The sequence below is a fragment of the Pseudomonas sp. 18.1.10 genome, assembly GCF_024655625.1.
Taxonomy (GTDB): Bacteria; Pseudomonadota; Gammaproteobacteria; order Pseudomonadales; family Pseudomonadaceae; genus Aquipseudomonas.
This window is the reverse complement of sequence record NZ_JANLGL010000022.1, coordinates 1-16,481: the sequence shown is the minus strand read 5'-3', so window position 1 is coordinate 16,481 and position 16,481 is coordinate 1. Positions and strand designations below refer to the sequence as shown.

Here is a 16,481-nt window from a genome sequence, read left to right as displayed (position 1 = left end):
CTCAGGTAAACGCAAAGCGTCGGGCGCTGAATGGCGTCAGGTCTTGTGCAGGTGGGCGTTCGGCGACCAGGTCGGCAATCAGGCGCCCGGTGGTGGCGCCCAGTGTCAGGCCGAGCTGACCGTGGCCAAAGGCGAGGAAGACATTGCTCAGCCGCGCGCTGCGGTCGATCACCGGCTTGGTGTCGGGCAGAAAGGGCCGGTAACCGATGCCGTATTCAACGTCGTCGAGTTGCAATTGCGGAAGAATCTTGCGGGCCTTTTCCAGAATGATGTCGGCCCGCTTGAAATTCGGCTCGGCATCCGGCCCGGAAAACTCGATGGTGCCGCCGATCTGCAAGCCACGGGTCATCGGTGCAAAACAGAAGCCGCCATCGGCATAGATCACCGAGTGACGCACCTCTACCCCCGAATGGGGCAACAGCACCTGGTAGCCGGCGATGCCCGCCAGCGGTACTGAGCCGCCGATCTGCGAAAAAAACTGGCGTGAGCCGGTGCCCGCCGCGATCACCACGTGGTCAGCCGGGTAACGCTCACCGCTGACCAGGGTCACGCCACTGGCGCGGTCAGCATTTTCGTCGATTGCCCGGACCTGCCCACGCACACGCACGCCGCCCTGGTCGATAAAGCTCTGCGTGAGTGCAGCGATAAACCCTTGGGTATCGCTGACCGCACGCCAATCCGGAAACAGCAGGCCGTGGCTGAATTTTCCCGCCAGCGCCGGCTCCAGGTCCGCAATCGCCGCACGGTCCAGCACTTCGGACTTGAAACCCAGGGAGCGCCGCAGCTCCCTATGCGGGCCTTCCTGGGCCAAACCTTGCGGCGTATCAAACACCTCAATAATCGGCCGCTCGCCCATCAGGGTTTTATCAGCGCAACGCTCCAGCAGTGGCGCGTAATCTTCATAGACGTGGTGCGTCAGGGTCGCCATTTCATTGGCGATGTCGACAATGCGCGAATGCCGGGCACAGGCCACAAAGCGCAAAAACCACGGCAGTATCCCGGGCAGCGCGCTGGGACGCAGCGCCAACGGGCCCTTCTGATCCAGCAGCCAGCCCGGGATCTTTTTCAGAATGCCCGGCTTGGACAACGGAATGACCTCACTGACCGCCATCTGCCCGCAGCTCCATTTGGCGGTGCTGTCACCCGGCGCTTGTGGGTCGATCAGCGTTACCCGGTGGCCTTCGCGTTGCAGATACAAGGCACAGCACACCCCGACGATACCGCCGCCGATTACGACAGCCGTTTGGCCGCTGGTGGGCGATTGCGTGTTGATCATAAAGCCCCTCGATTCGCGCAGAACCTGCGTGTATGAATCCGCATCGGCACTGGGCACCGATGCGGGTCGATATCAGCCCTGGAGCTTCTCGAATTCGCGACGGAATTCGGACTTTTCCTCAGGGGTCAGCGGCAGCAACGGCATGCGTGCCACGCCCACATTGAAGCCGGCCAGCTCACAACCATACTTGACCTTCTGGATGAACTTGCCACTTTCCAGGTTATTCATCAGCGGGAACAGCGAGCGTACGATCTGTTGGGCCCCTGCGAGTTGGCCACTGACGTAGTGTTCATAGAACGCCACGATTTGCGGCGCGAGGAAGTTCGCCGGCGCGCAGATCCAGCTGGTCGCGCCCCACAGGAAAAAGTCCAGGGCCTGGTCATCCGAACCGCACGAGAGCTGGATCTTGCCCTTGTAGCGCTCATCAATCTCGATGGCCCGCAGCAGGTTGCCTGCGCTCTCCTTGATGGCGATGACGCGTTCGTGGTCCTTGAGCGCATCCATGACGCTGTAGCCCACCTCCACGTTGGTGCGGATCGGGTAGTTGTACAGCACGATGTTCACATCGGGCACCGCATCGAGAATAGCGTTGTAGTGACCAATCAATTCATCCTGGGTCGGGATGGCGTAGTACGGTGGCGCGATCAGCAAATTGCTGTAGCCGGTGTCCCGCGCCTGTTTGACTTGTTCGATCACTTCGCGGGTACACGAACCATTGGCGCCGGCGATCAGCATGACGCGGCCATTGGCGACTTCGCGCACGGTGGCCATGACCTGGCGGCGCTCTTCATTGGTCAGCGCGTAGTACTCGCCGGTTGAGCCCAGCGGGACCAGGCCGCCAACACCCTGCTTGATCTGGTACTCGACCAGGGAGGCCAGCACGTCGTAGTCGACCGCGCCGTTTTTATCGAATGGGGTAACCAGGGCCGGCATGATGCCGTTGAGTGGTTGCATGAGTGCGTCTCCAGTGTGTGGGTCAGTAGGCGTAGCGTTTGAGCATCCGGGTTTCGACGACCCCGACCAGCCGGGTCAGGGGGAACGCCACCAGGAAATAGATCACCGCCACCGCCGATAAAAACTCCACCGGGCGTGCGGTACTGTTGGAAATGTTTTGCCCGACGAACATCAGGTCAGCGATGCCCACGGATGAAATCAGCGCGCTCTCCTTGAACAGGCTGACGACATTGGAAAGCAGCGGCGGTATGGCCCGCAGCAGTGCCTGCGGGAAGATCACGTAGAGCACCTTGTTCCACTTGGCAACGCCGAGGGCGGTGCAGGCGTCGTGCTGTTCGCTGGGAATGGACTTGAGCGCACCCCGGAAGGTCTCGCTGGTAATGGCGGTCATGTAGAGGGTCAATGCCAGCAACACAGAGACGTAAGGCGGCACATCAAGGCCAAACACCACCGGCAGGCAGAAGAAAATCCAGAACAACTGGATCAACAACGGCGTGCCACGAAACAGCTCGACGTACAGCCCGGTCGGAATGCTGATAAAGCGGTTTTTCGACAGGCGCAGCAGGCTCAGCAAAAAGCCGAAGACACTCCCCAGCAGCGCACAGCTCACGGTGAATGCCAGCGTCAGCGCCAGCCCCTTGGCCAAGACCTGCCAGTAAGAAAACACCACCATAAAATCCAGATGCATGACGATCTCCTCAGCGCGCGAGCGCAGCGTCCTGACGGCGTTCGAGCCACTGCACGCACTGCGCAATGGGCAGGGACAATGCGAAGTAGATCAAGGCGATCAGCGAGTAGGTTTCCAGCGGCCGGTAAGCTTCGGTTGCGATGCTCTTGCCCACGTACATCAGGTCGCCGACAGCCACGATGGCGACCAGCGCACTCTGCTGCAGGATGGAAATGCCATTGGTCATCAGCACCGGCAAGGCCGTGCGCAACGCCTGGGGCAAGACCACGTAGAGCGTGCGCTGCCACGGCCGCAGGCCGAGTGCCACGCAGGCATCCAGATGCTCCCTCGGCACCGCCTGCACACCAGCCCGATACGCTTCGGCATTGAACGCGGTGAGGTTCAGGCCCAGGGCAAGTACCCCCATGGTGATGGGGTCGATAAATACGTTGAACAGCATCGGCACGCAGTAAAAAAACCACACGATCTGCAACAGCGCCGGGGTGCACCGGAAGAACTCGACAAACAGCTGCGCGGGCCAACGGATGAAAAACCAGCGGCTGAGCGTCAGCAGGCACAGGCCAAATCCCAGGACCAAACCGACCACGTTGGAGACCAAGGCCAGCTGCAAGGTGACCTTCAGGCCATCCCACAGCGCGCCCCAATTGCCGGTCAGAAAGTGAAAATCGAATTCATAATTCATGGCGGCGTGCCTCACTCCAGGTGCAGGACTTTTTCCAGGAACTCGCGGGTACGCGGCTCCCTGGGCTTGGTGAAGATCTGCTCCGGCGGGCCCTGCTCGACCACTTTGCCCTGGGCGCAGAACACCACGCGGGTGGCGATGCTGCGGGCAAAATGCATGTCGTGCGTCACGATAATCATGGCCATTTTTTCTTCGGCCAATTGCATCATCACACCTTGCACTTCGGTGACCATTTCCGGGTCGAGGGCCGAAGTCACCTCATCGAATAGCATCAGCTTGGGTTCCAGCATCAAGGCGCGAGCGATCGCCACGCGCTGCTTTTGCCCGCCGGACAGCTGGCTCGGGTACACATTGAGCTTGCTCTCCAGGCCCAGCCGCGCCAGAAACACCCGCGCCTTGTCTGTCGCCTGCGCCTTGGAAAGGCCATGCACTTTCATCGGCGCCAGAATCAGGTTGCCCAGTACCGACAGATGCGGGAACAAGGTGTAGTGCTGGAACACCATGCCCACCTGGGCTTGCAACGTCGCATCCAGCGGTTTGCCGGCGCCACGGCCGCAGCCATTGATGTAGGGCTGGCCCTGGAAGGCGATGGTGCCGCCCTGAATGCTTTCCAGGCCCATCATCACCCGCAGCAACGAACTCTTGCCGCTACCGCTCGGACCAATGATCACCAGCCGGTCATCCGAACGCATGTCGAGGTTCAGGTGGTCCATCACCACCAGGCCTTCACCGTAGGACTTGTAGACATCTCGCAACTGGATGAAATCGCCCTTGGCCGAATCAAGGGTGAGCGAATCCTGTGGCTGGGCAGCCACCAAATAAGGCGCGGTCATAGCACGGTCTCCAGGAGAGCGCTTGTGCCAGCCGCTCTCGGGAAAATCAAAACATCACTGAGGGGTTTTATCGCCGGCGTTGGCGAGCGCAGAAGCCTTGTCCACCAGTGAGGAAATCTCCCCGGTTTCTCGACGTTGCGTGAGGTAGATGTTCAAGACTTGCAGGTCTGAAGGTGCCGCATTGCGTGGCAGGCCGAAGGCGACGCCCTGTTTCGCCAGTGCCGGTACGGGGAGGATTTCCTTGGTCCAATCCGGGTTTGCGATGGCGAAGAGGTGGTTGGTGTCATTGGCGTCGACCAGTATATCGGCGCGCTTGGACATCACTGCCAGACGGGTTTCATCCATGCCCGGCAGGCGCATGATCGTGGCGTTTTTCACCACGCTGGAGATGGCTTTGTCGGCAGCCGTGCCCGACATTACGGCGATGGAAACACCGGGTTTGTCATAGTCGCTGATGGCATTGCCGGCACTGGCAAATTTGGGATTGTCTTTGTTGGTCAACAGCGAGATCTGGTAGTCGGTCGCGGGTACCGAAAAGGTCACCGCCATGGCGCGTTCCGGCGTTTGGTTGAGTGCCATGGCCAGGTCCCACTTACCGCCTTGCAGGCCTGCCACCAGGTTGTCCCAGTTGGTGTCGACGAACTCGACCTTGACCTTCAGCACCTTCTCGCCGAAGTCCCGGCACAGGTCGACAAAGTAGCCGCTGTACTCGCCCGAGCGCGCATCGCGCATCACATAGGGCGCCGCCACAGCCGCCCCGCAACGCAGGACACCGGCCTTCTGGATGCCTTGCCACAACGTGGGATCAGCGGCCTGTGCGGGCGCTTGAACCAGCAGCGCGCCGAGTACAGCGACGCCTGCGAGCAGCTTGCGCAGGGGGGAAGAATGGAGCTGTTTCATGTTGACCTCACCGATATTTAGTTTTTTTTGGGCAGAAAGGTACAAGCGTCGAAGCTGCATACGCTGTCATGTATGCAGCGCTGTATGCAGATTAGATCTGAGCGATTTGATGTGTCAATCGTTCGTAGGATTTTTTATTTTCAGGTGAAGGACGTTTCAGGGATTTGCCCGCGTGCCGCTTCGCGATCCGTCAGAACTGTGCCATTTTGTGCAAAATTGGTGATGGTCAGCCCTATGACACTGCAACAGCTCAACTACTTTCTCGCCGCCATCGAGCACGGCACGTTCTCCAAGGCCGCCGAGAGCCTGCATATTTCCCAGCCGTCGCTGTCGGAGCAGATCCTGCGGCTGGAGGAGCATTTGGGCACGCACGTGTTCATCCGCACCAACCGCCGGCTGATGCTGACCGAGGCCGGCAGGCGGCTGCAGCCGTTTGCGCAAGGCATGGTGACTTCGGCTCGCCAGGGGTATGAAGCCGTGCAGGCGGTGCGCGAACTGTCTGGTGGGGTCGCGAGTTTCGGAACCTTCGGCACCGCGCATCACTACTTCCTCACCGACTTGATCGAAGAGTTCCGCACCCTGCACCCGGATATGCGCATCAAGATCGTTGGCTACAACTCCTCGGAGATCGCCGAACTGGTCAGCCAGGGGGAGATTGAAGCGGGGCTGGTGATGCTGCCCATCAAGCAGCAAAACCTGACGGTGAGCGAGCCCGTGTGGTCAGCCCAAGTCGGGTATATCAGTGCTGACCCCGAACGCCTCAAGGGGCCGAAAACCATCAATGACCTGGCGGTGGCGCCGCTGATTCTTACCGAGGCGCGCTGGCGCTCAGCCGACCCGATCCGCCGCCTGCTGGCGCAACTGGCAGCCAAAGGTGGCGAAGTGTTGGACCCGATCATTGAGGTGGAACACCAGATCACCGGCTTCGAATTGGCTGCGCGCGGCTTGGGCGATGTGATCGCGACCCGGCCGATCCTGCACCACCTGGGCTTCAATGATCGCCTGGGCTGGGCGCCCATCACCCCAGCGATTTTCGAAGTATTTGGCTTCATCCATCGCCACGACACGCCCATCTCGCCGCCCACCCGCGTGCTGCTCAACCTGATGCGCACGCACTTGAGTCGCATCCAGAGCCGCTACGCGCACCTGGAGTCGTTTTAGCTATAGGCGATGCCTATAGGACGCACATGACTTGCCCCATTCATCCGCTTGGTCCTTGACCGGATACTCATTCCACGGACGCCAACAATAGGCGCTTCCAACGTTTGAGTAATGGGGAGTCATAATGTCCAATCAACCACGCTACTGCATTATCGGTGCCGGCGCCGCTGGCCTTGCGGCCTTGAAGACCATGACCGACGCCGGTTTCCAGGTGGACTGTTTCGAAAAGTCCGGGCACATCGGCGGCCACTGGAACACCGACTACGATGCGCTGCACCTGATCACGCCCAAGAGCAGTTCGTTTTTCGATGGGTTCCCCATGCCCGCCGATTACCCGGTGTACCCAAGCCGCGATCAGATCAAGACCTACATGAATGCGTACACCGACCAGTTCGGCCTGCGCGAAAAGATCACCTTCAACACCGCTGTCAGCAGCATCAAGCCGCTGGGCGACAACGGCGAAGCCGGCTGGGATGTGACCCTGGCCGATGGCACCAGCAAGCGCTATGCCGGGGTGCTGGTCGCGAACGGGCATTTGTGGGACTGCAAAGTGCCGGAAGTCGGCAAGCGCTTTACCGGTGTGTCGATCCACTCCGGTGAATACCGCAACGTGCAGCAGATCAAAGGCAAGGTGCTGGTGGTCGGCTTCGGCAACTCCGGGTGCGACCTGGCAGTGGATGCCGCCCAGGCGCGCCTGGACACCACCATCGCCATCCGCCGGGGCCAGTTGTTCCAGCCCAAGACTGTGTTCGGCCTGCCTCGCGGCGAGCTGCCGTTGCTCGGCCAACTGGCGCCGGAACAACAAAACATGATCATGAACATGCTGATCATGGCCAGTGTCGGCACCCACAAGAACTACCCCGGCCTGCCCGCACCGGAAACCTATGACCTGGACGCCCAGCCGCCGGTGGTCAACACCCTGCTGCTGTATTGGATTCAGCACGGCCGCATCAAGGTCGCGCCGGGCATCGAAACCATCGAAGGCAAGACCGTCACGTTCACCGATGGCAGCCAGGCCGATTACGACACCATCCTGTGGGCTACCGGCTTCAATACACGCCTGCCGTTCCTCGACGAAAGCCTGCTGCAATGGCGTGATGGCGCACCACTGCGCACCGCCGCCATGACCCTGCCGACCAACCTTGAAGGCCTGTTCTATATCGGCCTGGGCGCGCCGCGTGGCCCGCAATGGCCGGTGTACTGCGAACAGACCAAGCTGGTGATGCGCTTCCTCAAACTGCGCGCCGCCGGGATGAAAGGCCTCGCCGCCAAGTTCGCCCAGTTGCAAACCGCCGACTCGCGCATCGACATCGTCAAACGGGAATGGCTGGCCAACTACCAGGAAACCCAGAGCCAACTCGACGTCCTCGAACTGGCCCTGCCGACCCCTGCCCCACAACCTCAACTCGCCTGATCGGATACCCAATTATGAGCACTGCACCGAACGCCAGCGTCATCATCACAGGCACCTCTTCCGGCATGGGCCAGGCCGTCGCACAACGCTTTCAGGATGAAGGCTGGCATGTGGTCGCCGTCGATGTGACGCCAAGCAAGCAGCCTGCGAGCGCCCTGTTCTCGCCCGTGGTCGGCGACATCACCCGCGAAGACAGCCTGACCGACGCCATCGACGCGGCCCTCGACGGCAAGGCACCGCTCAAGGCGGTAATCAACGCGGCAGGGATCTTCCCCACCTCGTCCCTGGAAAGCTTCAGCGAAGCGCTGTACCGCAAGATTTTCGATATCAACGTGCTTGGCTCGCTGAACATTGCGCGGATCGGCAGCCGCCATCTCAAGGCCGCAGGCGGTGGCGCGATTGTATTCTTCGCCTCGGTGGATGCGTTTACCGTGTCCAAGAACCAGTTGCTGTACAGCGCTTCGAAGGCCGCCGTGGTGGCGATGACGCGCTCGCTGGCCATTGAGCTGGCGGATGACAACATCGTGGTCAACGCCCTCGCCCCAGGCTGGGTTGACACCGAAGGCACCCGCGCGGGTGGCCGCATTGAAGCGGCGGTGGCGTCGATTCCACTCAAGCGTGCGGCACGGGTTGAAGAGATCGCTGATTGGGTCTGGCAACTGAGCGCCAAACCGGGCTATGTCACCGGTGAATCGCTGTGCATCGCCGGTGGTGTGTTTATGCGCTGATCCGCTGTATCGCAGGCCCCACGCGTTAGACGTGGGCCTGACTCCCTATTGACTGCTGCCTCACTACAATTATTCCAGAGGGCAATATCATGGGCGAAGTTTACGCTTCCTCGATTTCACCTGATTATTCCGCCGAGCGTGCGCCGGCCCAACCTGCTCGCAAACGCCTGACCAAAGCGGTGGTCGGCGTGACGCTGGGCAACATGGTCGAATGGTTCGACTTTGCACTGTACTCCTCCCTTGCCGGGATCATTGGCAAGACGTTTTTCCATGACGATAACCCCACCACGCAATTGCTGGCGATTTACGCCACCTTCGCCGCCGGCTTTCTCATCCGCCCCCTGGGCAGCCTGGTATTCGGGCCGATTGGCGACAAATACGGGCGGCGCACCGCGTTGTCGTTAAGCATCAGCCTGATGGCCATCGCCACGTTCGCCATTGCACTGATCCCCAGCCATGCCAGCATCGGCGTGGCCGCGCCCATCTTGCTGATTCTGATGCGCCTGCTGCAAGGCCTCTCCACCGGTGGCGAATATGGCGGTTCCTGCACTTTTATCGCCGAACACTCGCCCGACAAACGCCGCAGTTTTTTCACCAGTTGGCTGGAGTTCGGCAATATCTCCGGGTTCTTGCTTGGCGGTGCGGTGGTCAGCCTGTTTACCCTCGGTTTGGGTGATGAAGTCATGCAGGACTGGGGCTGGCGCGTGCCCTTCGCAATCGGCGGATTGCTCGGTTTGATCGCGCTGTACCTGCGCCTGGGCCTGGAAGAAACCCCAGTGTTCAAGGAAATCCAGGCCAGCGAAAAACTGCACAAAGCCAACACCCCCAAACAGAGCCTGTTCAGCCTGTTGGTCAATGAGTGGCCAAAGATCCTGCAATGCATGGGCTTGGTGACGGTGTTCAATGTCACCTACTACATCATCCTCGGCTACATCCCCGGCTACCTGGAAAACGTGCTGGGCTACAGCAAATCGTTCGCCATGTCCCTGGGCATGACCGCCACCCTGTTCATGCTGGTGCTGATCCCCGTGTCCGGCCTGCTCGCCGACCGCTTGGGGCGTAATCGCATGATCATCAGTGGCTGCGTGCTGCTGATCGTGATGGCGTTCCCCTGCTTTATGTTGCTGCACACCGGCAACGCGGCGTTCCTGCTCGCGGCCCTGTTGATCCTGACGCTGTCCCAGCTGTTCTTCGAAGGCGCCATGCCGGCGACCATGACGTCGCTGTTCTCCGCCCGCGTACGCTTCAGCGCCCTGGCCCTGAGCTACAACATCGCCGTGTCGCTGTTCGGCGGCACCGCGCCCTTGATCAACACCTGGCTGATTTCTGCCACCGGCAACCAGATGATCCCGGCCTGGTACCTGATTGCCGGCGCCGTGATCGGCCTGGTGTCGATCCTGTTCGTCAAAGATTCCACCGGCCAACCCCTCCCAAAATGAGAACGACCATGACCAGCAAAACCGCACCTCGCCAAAACATCTCCTCCGGCGGCCAGTACGAATCCGTGTTCGGTTATTCCCGCGCCGTGCGCGTCGGCAACCACCTGCATATCTCCGGCACCTGCGCCTCGCCCGACTACGAGCACAGCAATGCCTACGAGCAGGCCCAGGCTATCCTGGTGACCGTGAACAAGGTGCTGGCCGAAGCCGGCATGAGCGCCGCAGACGTGGTTCGCACCGTGGTCTACCTGCGTGACATCAACGATGCAACGCCAGTGGCCAAGGCCCACAGCGAAGTGTTCGACGCCATTCGCCCGGCCAGCAGCCTGATCCAAGTGGATTCGATGCTGCGCCCGTGGCAGAAGGTTGAAATCGAAACCTACGCGATCGTCGCCGAGTAAACCGCTCGGTTAAGCCAAGGGGCCGCGCATCTGTCGCGGCCTTTTTTATGCGCCGCGTTTTTGGCGGAAAGCCTTCGGCGAGATCGCCGCATGGCGTTTGAAAAACCGGGTGAAATACGCCGGGTCGTCAAAGCCCAACTCATCAGCCACCTGGCTGATGGTCAAGGTGGTGTAGATCAGCAAGCGGCGGGCTTCGAGCATCAAGCGGTTATGCAGGATATGCAGCGCACTGCTGCCCGTCAGGCGTTGGCACACCTGATTCAGATAAGTACCGGTAATGCCCAACTCATTGGCCAGGACTTCGATGGCCACGTGTTGCTTAAAGCATTGCTCGACGCGTTTCTGGAAGCGCTGCAAGTGGTGCAGGCCTTTGCTGTCGACACGCGGCGGTGCTCCGCCGCTGCCCGCCAGGCGCCCGATCTGTACCGCCAGCACTTGCACCACGCCTTGCAGCGCAGCATCGCGGCCCATGGCGGAGCCGGTGTACTCGTTATGCAGCAAGCTGAACAAGGCATCGAGCACACCGACCTGGGGATGATCGGCAAGCCGATAGTGCTGGCCCCGGGCAAATGCCTCGCCGGGGGCGATGAGTTCATCGAGAAAGGCCTTCTGGATGGCGACCGAATAACCGTCCGCTCCGGGCTCCAAGTCAAAACCATGGATCGCCATCACCGGCACCACAATCAAGGCTGGCCCGCTCAAGGCATGCCGGGCGGCCTCCAGTTGCACCACCAAAGCACCGCTGCGCAGGTACACAAAGTGCACCAGGTCGGCGTGACGATGATTGGGAATATGCCAGTCCAGACGGCCGCTGCGATCACAGATCAATTCACTGTGCAGCGGCTCTGGCGAGGCCCACGGCAGTATCTCACCGTAGAGTTTGAAGGTCGGCACCGTGCGCTGCAACGCATCGGGCAATGCCCTCATAGCAGGCCCAGGGCCCTGCGTGCCTGGGCGATGGAAACCGCATCGATGCCGGCGAACAGGTTCGCCGTACTCTTCACCACACCGGTGCACTGGGCAATGCCCACCATGGCTTCCAGGTACTTGAGGGCCACGGTGGACGAGTCCACCACCGGCACTTGTGTGCCCGTGACCTGGCGGTAGCCGATGCGCCGCAGCAACGGCCCGTAATAGGCACAGCCCACCAGGATCACGTCCGCACCCTCGGCAATGCACTGCTGCGCCACGGCTTCCAGGCGTGGGATAAAGCTTGTCTGCGGCGAGTGAGTCGCTTCCAGCAATAACTCCAGGTTGGAGAATGGTTTTATCGAACGAACCGGCTGGCGAATACAGCGCTCATTCAGGCCGTACCCGACGATGTCGCGCTCGATGGCCACGGCGGTTTTATCCGACACGGTGATCACCGCAAAGCGCTGGCCCATGGCGAGCGCCGCCAACATCGATTGTTCGCCCACCGAAGCCACCGGAATGTCGAGCATTTCCCGCGCCTCCCATAACGGGTCGTTCCAGCAACCGAGAAACACACCGTCGTAGCCATCGGTCTGGGCCTGGATGGCCGCTTCCACCATCAGCACCGAATTCAGGTGTTCGGCGTAGAGCGAACGGGTGAAGCCGCCGCTGTTATCGAGGAAACGGAAGTCCAGTTGCACACCCGGCGCCACGGCCGCGCCCACACTCTGGTGAATGGTGTTCCACAACGATTCAAGGGCCGCATTGCGGCCCGTGGGGTGTATCCAGCAGAGTTTCATCGCGCGTCTTCCTGTAGACAAAAAAAACCGGCAGCCCTGGCCGCCGGTCAATGAGGAAACAGCTTCAAGGCATCGGTTTACCGGTGCGGTCTTCGGTCTTCAGAATCGCGATCAGCCCCACCACAGCGGCGCCGATCAGGTAGTAAGCCGGGATCATGGTGTTGCCGGTCTGGCCGATCAGCCAGGTATTGACCAACGGCGCAGTGCCGCCGAACAACGACACCGACAGGTTGTAGCTCAGGGCCAAGGCACTGAAACGCACCGGTGCCTTGAACAGCGACACCAGCGTGGCGCCCATCGCGCCTTCAAACAGTAATTGCGCAACCAGCAGACCGAGCACCGCGACATACACCAGCACCACGTTGTGGGTTTGCAACATCGTGAAGGCAGGGATCGAAAATACGATCAGCAGGATGCAACCCAGCGCGATCAAGCGCTTGCGCCCTACCCGATCAGCCAGCAAACCGGAGAACGGCACCAACAACAGCATGCTCAAGGTGCCGACCATCCCCAGCACGCTGCCGAAGCTGGCGGAGTAGCCCAGTTCGTTCGTCAGGTAGCCGGGGATGTAGCCCAACACTACGTAGTAACAAACGTTGTAGATCGCCACCAGGCCCATGCTCTTGACCAGGTTGGGCCACTCATCCACCAGCATCGACAGCAGGCTGCGTTTGTTGGCCACCTGTTTGCGTTCGTTCTCTTGCAGCTCTTTGAAGATCGGGGTTTCTTCAAGGTTCAGGCGCAGGTACAGGGCGATCATGCCGAGCAGGCCACCGATCACAAACGGCACGCGCCAGCCCCAGGCACGCATGGTTTCTTCACCAAGGGCGAGCATCAGGGCGCTGACCACCACGCCGCCGAGCAGGAAGCCGGAAAGGATGCCGACCTCCAGCCAACTGGTGAGGAAACTGCGACTTTTATCCGGCGCGTGTTCGGCGATGAAAATCACCGAACCGCCGTACTCGCCCCCGGTCGACAAGCCCTGGAGCATGCGCATCGCCACCAACAGAATGGGGGCCGCTATACCGATGCTTTCGTAAGAAGGAATCAACGCAATGCAGAAGGTTGCCACCGCCATCAGCGCGATGCTCAGCGTGAGCGCCGTACGGCGCCCATAGCGGTCGCCAATAGGCCCGAAGACCAGGCTGCCCAACGGCCGCATCAGGAACCCGGCGGCGAAGGTCGCGTAGATGGCGATCAGTTGTGTCGTACGGCTTTCGCTGTGAAAGAAGATGTCGCCGATCAACACCGCCATCGACGAATACAGCGCGAAGTCAAACCACTCCACCATATTGCCCAGCGTCACGCCGAGCACGGCTTTACTCAAGGGTTTGCGGGTGGACTTGGCTGTCTGTTGCGCATGGGGGTCATTACCCGCCTGCCCGTCGATCAGGCCGGGGGCTGCTGTCGATGTACCGTTCATGGTGCACGCCTCTGAAATTATTGTAGTTCGTGGCAGAGTGGTGGACGGGTCGATCACTCAGGGTTGGACACGGCAGGATCGAGTCTTGGCTGCAATCTTCTGCGAGGTGTCCGGCCCATGGGTACGCAGTGATCAGGAGCCCGTGGCGCATTGTTGCGCCCTTTTTGCGAGCGGATGAACAGGGCGAATCCAGTGGACCCTATAGGGAACCCCTATACCTGACGGTGCAGTCAGCCTGCCCGTCTTTGGGCGCGAAAACCGTCTATCTCGTGGCAGTTCATCGATACAGGGAGGGTGCGGGTTTTTCAGGGGCAGTTAGAAAAAGTGCAATTTTGCGCCGCTTTTTGCCCTTATTTTCACCGGGTGACTCATGAAAACTACAGGCGTCGTTGCGTCCTTTGCGCGATGAATCTCTGGAGATACAACAATGACAACGCCCTCCCCCCTTCATACTGATTGGCTCGGCATCGCTGGCAAGGTCTGTGTCGTCAACGGCGCCGCCAGCGGCATTGGTGCCTCGATTGTCAGCGCGTTGGCCGAAAGCGGCGCCCATGTGGTGCTTCTGGATCGCAACCTGCAGGGGTGTGAACAGTTGCAGCAGTCTTTGAACGACTACCCCGGCCGCAGCTTGAGTATCGCCTGTGATATCGCCGACGAGTTGCAGGTCAAGGCCGCCGCCGAACGTGTCGCCCAGGAGCTTGGCGGCTGTGATGCATTGGTTAACGCCGCTGGCATTCTGCGTGCAGCCAACCTGGCCGAGATCGAACTGGCCGACTGGAATGCCCTGCTGTCGGTCAACCTCAATGGCTACCTGCTCTGCGCCCGTGAGTTCGGGCGCCTGATGCGTGAGTCGGGTGCAGGCAGCATCGTGCACATCAGCTCGATTTCTGCGCAAAACCCACAGCCTTACAGCGGTGCCTATTCGCCGAGCAAGGCTGCTGTGGAGGCCTTGTCCAAGCAACTGGCGGTGGAATGGGGACCGTTTGGCATTCGGAGCAATTGCGTAGCGCCGGGGATGATTCGCACGGCACTGACGGCCGCCTATTACGACCATCCAGGCATCACGCAAGCGCGCGAAGCCTTTACCGCAACGCAGCGTATCGGCACGCCCGAAGACATCGCCAACGCCGTGCTGTTTCTGCTCAGTGAGCGCTCGTCTTATATCAGCGGCACCGAGGTGGATGTGAATGGTGGGCTGTCCTGCATGTTGATGGGCAAGATCCCACGCCCGGGGTTTGCGGCAACCGCAAAGTAACCCCGGTTCATGGATAAAACACCGGCCTGGTATAGGCCGGTTTTTTTACTCCACGGCTTTGACCATGTCTTCAATGACCTTCTTCGCATCACCAAAGACCATCATGGTCTTATCCAGGTAGAACAGCTCGTTATCCAAACCGGCATAACCGCTGGCCATCGAGCGCTTGTTGACGATGATGGTCTTGGCCTTGAACGCTTCGAGGATCGGCATGCCGGCAATTGGCGAGTTCGGATCATTCTTGGCCGCTGGGTTGACCACGTCGTTGGCGCCTAGCACCAGCACCACGTCGGCCTGGCCGAACTCGGAGTTGATGTCTTCCATCTCGAACACCTGGTCGTAAGGCACTTCGGCTTCGGCGAGCAGGACGTTCATGTGGCCGGGCATGCGGCCCGCTACTGGGTGAATCGCGTATTTCACGGTGACGCCGCGGTGCACCAGCTTCTCCGTCAGTTCCTTGAGCGCGTGTTGCGCCCGCGCGACTGCCAGGCCGTAGCCCGGAACGATGATTACGGTGTCGGCGTTGGTCAGCAGGAAGGTCGCATCGTCGGCCGAGCCGGATTTGACCGGGCGGGCTTCTTTGGAACCGGCTGCGGCACCCGCATCCGGCGCATTGCCGAAACCGCCCAGCAGTACATTAAAGAAGGAACGGTTCATCGCCTTGCACATGATGTACGACAGGATCGCGCCGCTGGAGCCCACCAGGGAGCCGGCGATAATCAGCATCGAGTTGTTCAGCGAGAAGCCAATACCCGCCGCTGCCCAGCCGGAGTAGCTGTTGAGCATCGACACCACCACCGGCATGTCGGCGCCGCCGATCGGGATGATGATGAGCACGCCGAGCACGAAGGCCAGGGCCAGCATCAGCGCGAAGGCGGTGAGGTTGCCGGTGAACATAAAGGCGAGGCCCAGGCCAAGCGTCAACAGGCCGAGCACCAGGTTCAATTTATGCTGGCCGCCAAACTGTACCGGTGCGCCCTGGAACAGGCGGAACTTGTACTTGCCCGACAGCTTGCCGAAAGCGATGACCGAACCGGAGAAGGTGATGGCACCGATGGCCGCGCCGAGGAACAGCTCCAGGCGGTTACCAGCCGGGATCGCATCACCGAGGTGTTTGACGATGCCCAGGGACTGCGGCTCGACCACTGCAGCAATCGCAATAAACACCGCTGCGAGACCGATCATGCTGTGCATGAACGCCACCAGCTCCGGCATCTTGGTCATTTCCACGCGCTTGGCCATGATCGAACCGGCGGTGCCGCCGATCAGCAGGCCAACAATTACGTAGCCGATACCCGCTGTGGCCAGCTCAGCCCCAAGCTTATAGATGAGGCCCACGGTGGTCAGCACTGCCAGCGCCATGCCGAGCATGCCGAACAGGTTGCCGCGTCGCGACGTGGTCGGGTGCGACAGGCCTTTAAGGGCCTGGATGAAGCAGATCGACGCGATCAGGTAGAGCGTCGTTACCAGATTCATGCTCATTACTTCTGCACCTCTTCTTTCACAGCTTTGGGTGCTTTCTTCTTGAACATCTCAAGCATCCTACGAGTCACCAGGAAACCGCCGAACACGTTGACTGCTGCCAAGGCCACGGCCAGGGTGCCCATGGTCTTGC

The 16,481-nt window shown here is 60.5% G+C and carries 17 protein-coding genes; 6 read left to right on the top strand and 11 right to left on the bottom strand.

Annotated elements, in window-relative coordinates; genetic code table 11:
- Nucleotide 1: 1 nt before the first annotated feature.
- The 6 genes from NUV89_RS06225 to NUV89_RS06200 all read right to left on the bottom strand — a co-directional run bounded on the left by NUV89_RS06225 (nucleotide 2) and on the right by NUV89_RS06200 (nucleotide 5,333).
- Nucleotides 2–1,276, bottom strand: coding sequence for an FAD-binding oxidoreductase (locus NUV89_RS06225; RefSeq protein ID WP_257780640.1), 1,275 nt, complete (start codon nucleotides 1,274–1,276; stop codon nucleotides 2–4).
- Nucleotides 1,277–1,348: 72 nt separating this feature from the next.
- A complete protein-coding gene (gene dapA, locus NUV89_RS06220; protein ID WP_257780639.1) occupies nucleotides 1,349–2,230 on the bottom strand; it encodes a 4-hydroxy-tetrahydrodipicolinate synthase in 882 nt (293 codons plus the stop codon).
- Nucleotides 2,231–2,252: 22 nt separating this feature from the next.
- Nucleotides 2,253–2,918: an amino acid ABC transporter permease gene (locus NUV89_RS06215; RefSeq protein WP_257780638.1), complete on the bottom strand. Its 666-nt coding sequence runs from the start codon at nucleotides 2,916–2,918 to the stop codon at nucleotides 2,253–2,255.
- A gap of 10 nt (nucleotides 2,919–2,928) precedes the next feature.
- Nucleotides 2,929–3,600, bottom strand: a complete 672-nt coding sequence (locus tag NUV89_RS06210; protein WP_257780637.1) for an amino acid ABC transporter permease — start codon at nucleotides 3,598–3,600, stop codon at nucleotides 2,929–2,931.
- A gap of 11 nt (nucleotides 3,601–3,611) precedes the next feature.
- Nucleotides 3,612–4,433 (bottom strand): amino acid ABC transporter ATP-binding protein, encoded by an 822-nt coding sequence (locus tag NUV89_RS06205; protein ID WP_257780636.1) that lies wholly within the window; start codon nucleotides 4,431–4,433, stop codon nucleotides 3,612–3,614.
- A gap of 54 nt (nucleotides 4,434–4,487) precedes the next feature.
- Nucleotides 4,488–5,333, bottom strand: a complete 846-nt coding sequence (locus NUV89_RS06200) for a transporter substrate-binding domain-containing protein (protein ID WP_257780635.1) — start codon at nucleotides 5,331–5,333, stop codon at nucleotides 4,488–4,490.
- Between the two features lie 234 nt (nucleotides 5,334–5,567).
- On the opposite strand from NUV89_RS06200, the gene NUV89_RS06195 reads away from it, so the two are divergent.
- From NUV89_RS06195 to NUV89_RS06175, 5 genes are all read left to right on the top strand, one after another.
- Complete coding sequence (locus tag NUV89_RS06195; RefSeq protein WP_057432512.1) at nucleotides 5,568–6,494, top strand: LysR family transcriptional regulator; 927 nt, start codon at nucleotides 5,568–5,570, stop codon at nucleotides 6,492–6,494.
- A gap of 124 nt (nucleotides 6,495–6,618) precedes the next feature.
- Nucleotides 6,619–7,908 carry an NAD(P)/FAD-dependent oxidoreductase gene (locus NUV89_RS06190; RefSeq protein WP_257780634.1) on the top strand — a complete coding sequence of 430 codons (1,290 nt, stop codon included), beginning with the start codon at nucleotides 6,619–6,621 and terminating at the stop codon, nucleotides 7,906–7,908.
- Nucleotides 7,909–7,922: 14 nt separating this feature from the next.
- Complete coding sequence (locus NUV89_RS06185) at nucleotides 7,923–8,636, top strand: SDR family NAD(P)-dependent oxidoreductase (protein ID WP_087694423.1); 714 nt, start codon at nucleotides 7,923–7,925, stop codon at nucleotides 8,634–8,636.
- 89 nt (nucleotides 8,637–8,725) lie between these two features.
- A complete protein-coding gene (locus NUV89_RS06180; protein WP_257780633.1) occupies nucleotides 8,726–10,075 on the top strand; it encodes an MFS transporter in 1,350 nt (449 codons plus the stop codon).
- An 8-nt stretch (nucleotides 10,076–10,083) separates the two neighbouring features.
- On the top strand, nucleotides 10,084–10,476 hold the full coding sequence (locus NUV89_RS06175) for a Rid family hydrolase (protein ID WP_057432519.1): 393 nt from the start codon (nucleotides 10,084–10,086) through the stop codon (nucleotides 10,474–10,476).
- 45 nt (nucleotides 10,477–10,521) lie between these two features.
- On the opposite strand, the gene NUV89_RS06170 is transcribed toward NUV89_RS06175, so the two are convergent.
- The 3 genes from NUV89_RS06170 to NUV89_RS06160 form a co-directional block, all read right to left on the bottom strand.
- The gene (locus NUV89_RS06170; RefSeq protein ID WP_257780632.1) at nucleotides 10,522–11,403 is read right to left on the bottom strand and encodes a helix-turn-helix domain-containing protein; all 882 of its coding nucleotides are present in this window, start codon (nucleotides 11,401–11,403) and stop codon (nucleotides 10,522–10,524) included.
- Entirely contained in the window at nucleotides 11,400–12,188 is a 789-nt protein-coding gene (locus tag NUV89_RS06165; RefSeq protein WP_257780631.1) for an aspartate/glutamate racemase family protein, read from the bottom strand. Before NUV89_RS06165 ends, NUV89_RS06170 begins: the two co-directional genes overlap by 4 nt.
- A gap of 64 nt (nucleotides 12,189–12,252) precedes the next feature.
- On the bottom strand, nucleotides 12,253–13,611 hold the full coding sequence (locus tag NUV89_RS06160) for an MFS transporter (RefSeq protein ID WP_257780630.1): 1,359 nt from the start codon (nucleotides 13,609–13,611) through the stop codon (nucleotides 12,253–12,255).
- 427 nt (nucleotides 13,612–14,038) lie between these two features.
- Here NUV89_RS06160 and NUV89_RS06155 point away from each other — a divergent pair, with 427 nt between their 5' ends.
- Nucleotides 14,039–14,866: an SDR family NAD(P)-dependent oxidoreductase gene (locus NUV89_RS06155; protein ID WP_257780629.1), complete on the top strand. Its 828-nt coding sequence runs from the start codon at nucleotides 14,039–14,041 to the stop codon at nucleotides 14,864–14,866.
- 45 nt (nucleotides 14,867–14,911) lie between these two features.
- On the opposite strand, the gene NUV89_RS06150 is transcribed toward NUV89_RS06155, so the two are convergent.
- Nucleotides 14,912–16,348: an NAD(P)(+) transhydrogenase (Re/Si-specific) subunit beta gene (locus NUV89_RS06150; protein ID WP_257780628.1), complete on the bottom strand. Its 1,437-nt coding sequence runs from the start codon at nucleotides 16,346–16,348 to the stop codon at nucleotides 14,912–14,914.
- On the bottom strand, nucleotides 16,348–16,481 hold a 134-nt coding region (locus NUV89_RS06145), incomplete at its 5' end, for an NAD(P) transhydrogenase subunit alpha (RefSeq protein ID WP_257780664.1). The genes NUV89_RS06145 and NUV89_RS06150, both read right to left, overlap by 1 nt.

Bases quoted from the DNA above. Each gene is read 5' to 3' on its own strand.
- NUV89_RS06210 (WP_257780637.1), bottom strand. From the start codon at position 3,600: ATGAATTATGAATTCGATTTTCACTTTCTGACCGGCAATTGGGGCGCG.
- NUV89_RS06195 (WP_057432512.1), top strand. From the start codon at position 5,568: ATGACACTGCAACAGCTCAACTACTTTCTCGCCGCCATCGAGCACGGC.
- NUV89_RS06155 (WP_257780629.1), top strand. From the start codon at position 14,039: ATGACAACGCCCTCCCCCCTTCATACTGATTGGCTCGGCATCGCTGGC.
- NUV89_RS06185 (WP_087694423.1), top strand. From the start codon at position 7,923: ATGAGCACTGCACCGAACGCCAGCGTCATCATCACAGGCACCTCTTCC.
- dapA (WP_257780639.1), bottom strand. From the start codon at position 2,230: ATGCAACCACTCAACGGCATCATGCCGGCCCTGGTTACCCCATTCGAT.
- NUV89_RS06160 (WP_257780630.1), bottom strand. From the start codon at position 13,611: ATGAACGGTACATCGACAGCAGCCCCCGGCCTGATCGACGGGCAGGCG.
- NUV89_RS06200 (WP_257780635.1), bottom strand. From the start codon at position 5,333: ATGAAACAGCTCCATTCTTCCCCCCTGCGCAAGCTGCTCGCAGGCGTC.
- NUV89_RS06225 (WP_257780640.1), bottom strand. From the start codon at position 1,276: ATGATCAACACGCAATCGCCCACCAGCGGCCAAACGGCTGTCGTAATC.
- NUV89_RS06175 (WP_057432519.1), top strand. From the start codon at position 10,084: ATGACCAGCAAAACCGCACCTCGCCAAAACATCTCCTCCGGCGGCCAG.
- NUV89_RS06215 (WP_257780638.1), bottom strand. From the start codon at position 2,918: ATGCATCTGGATTTTATGGTGGTGTTTTCTTACTGGCAGGTCTTGGCC.
- NUV89_RS06165 (WP_257780631.1), bottom strand. From the start codon at position 12,188: ATGAAACTCTGCTGGATACACCCCACGGGCCGCAATGCGGCCCTTGAA.
- NUV89_RS06150 (WP_257780628.1), bottom strand. From the start codon at position 16,348: ATGAGCATGAATCTGGTAACGACGCTCTACCTGATCGCGTCGATCTGC.
- NUV89_RS06205 (WP_257780636.1), bottom strand. From the start codon at position 4,433: ATGACCGCGCCTTATTTGGTGGCTGCCCAGCCACAGGATTCGCTCACC.
- NUV89_RS06170 (WP_257780632.1), bottom strand. From the start codon at position 11,403: ATGAGGGCATTGCCCGATGCGTTGCAGCGCACGGTGCCGACCTTCAAA.
- NUV89_RS06190 (WP_257780634.1), top strand. From the start codon at position 6,619: ATGTCCAATCAACCACGCTACTGCATTATCGGTGCCGGCGCCGCTGGC.
- NUV89_RS06180 (WP_257780633.1), top strand. From the start codon at position 8,726: ATGGGCGAAGTTTACGCTTCCTCGATTTCACCTGATTATTCCGCCGAG.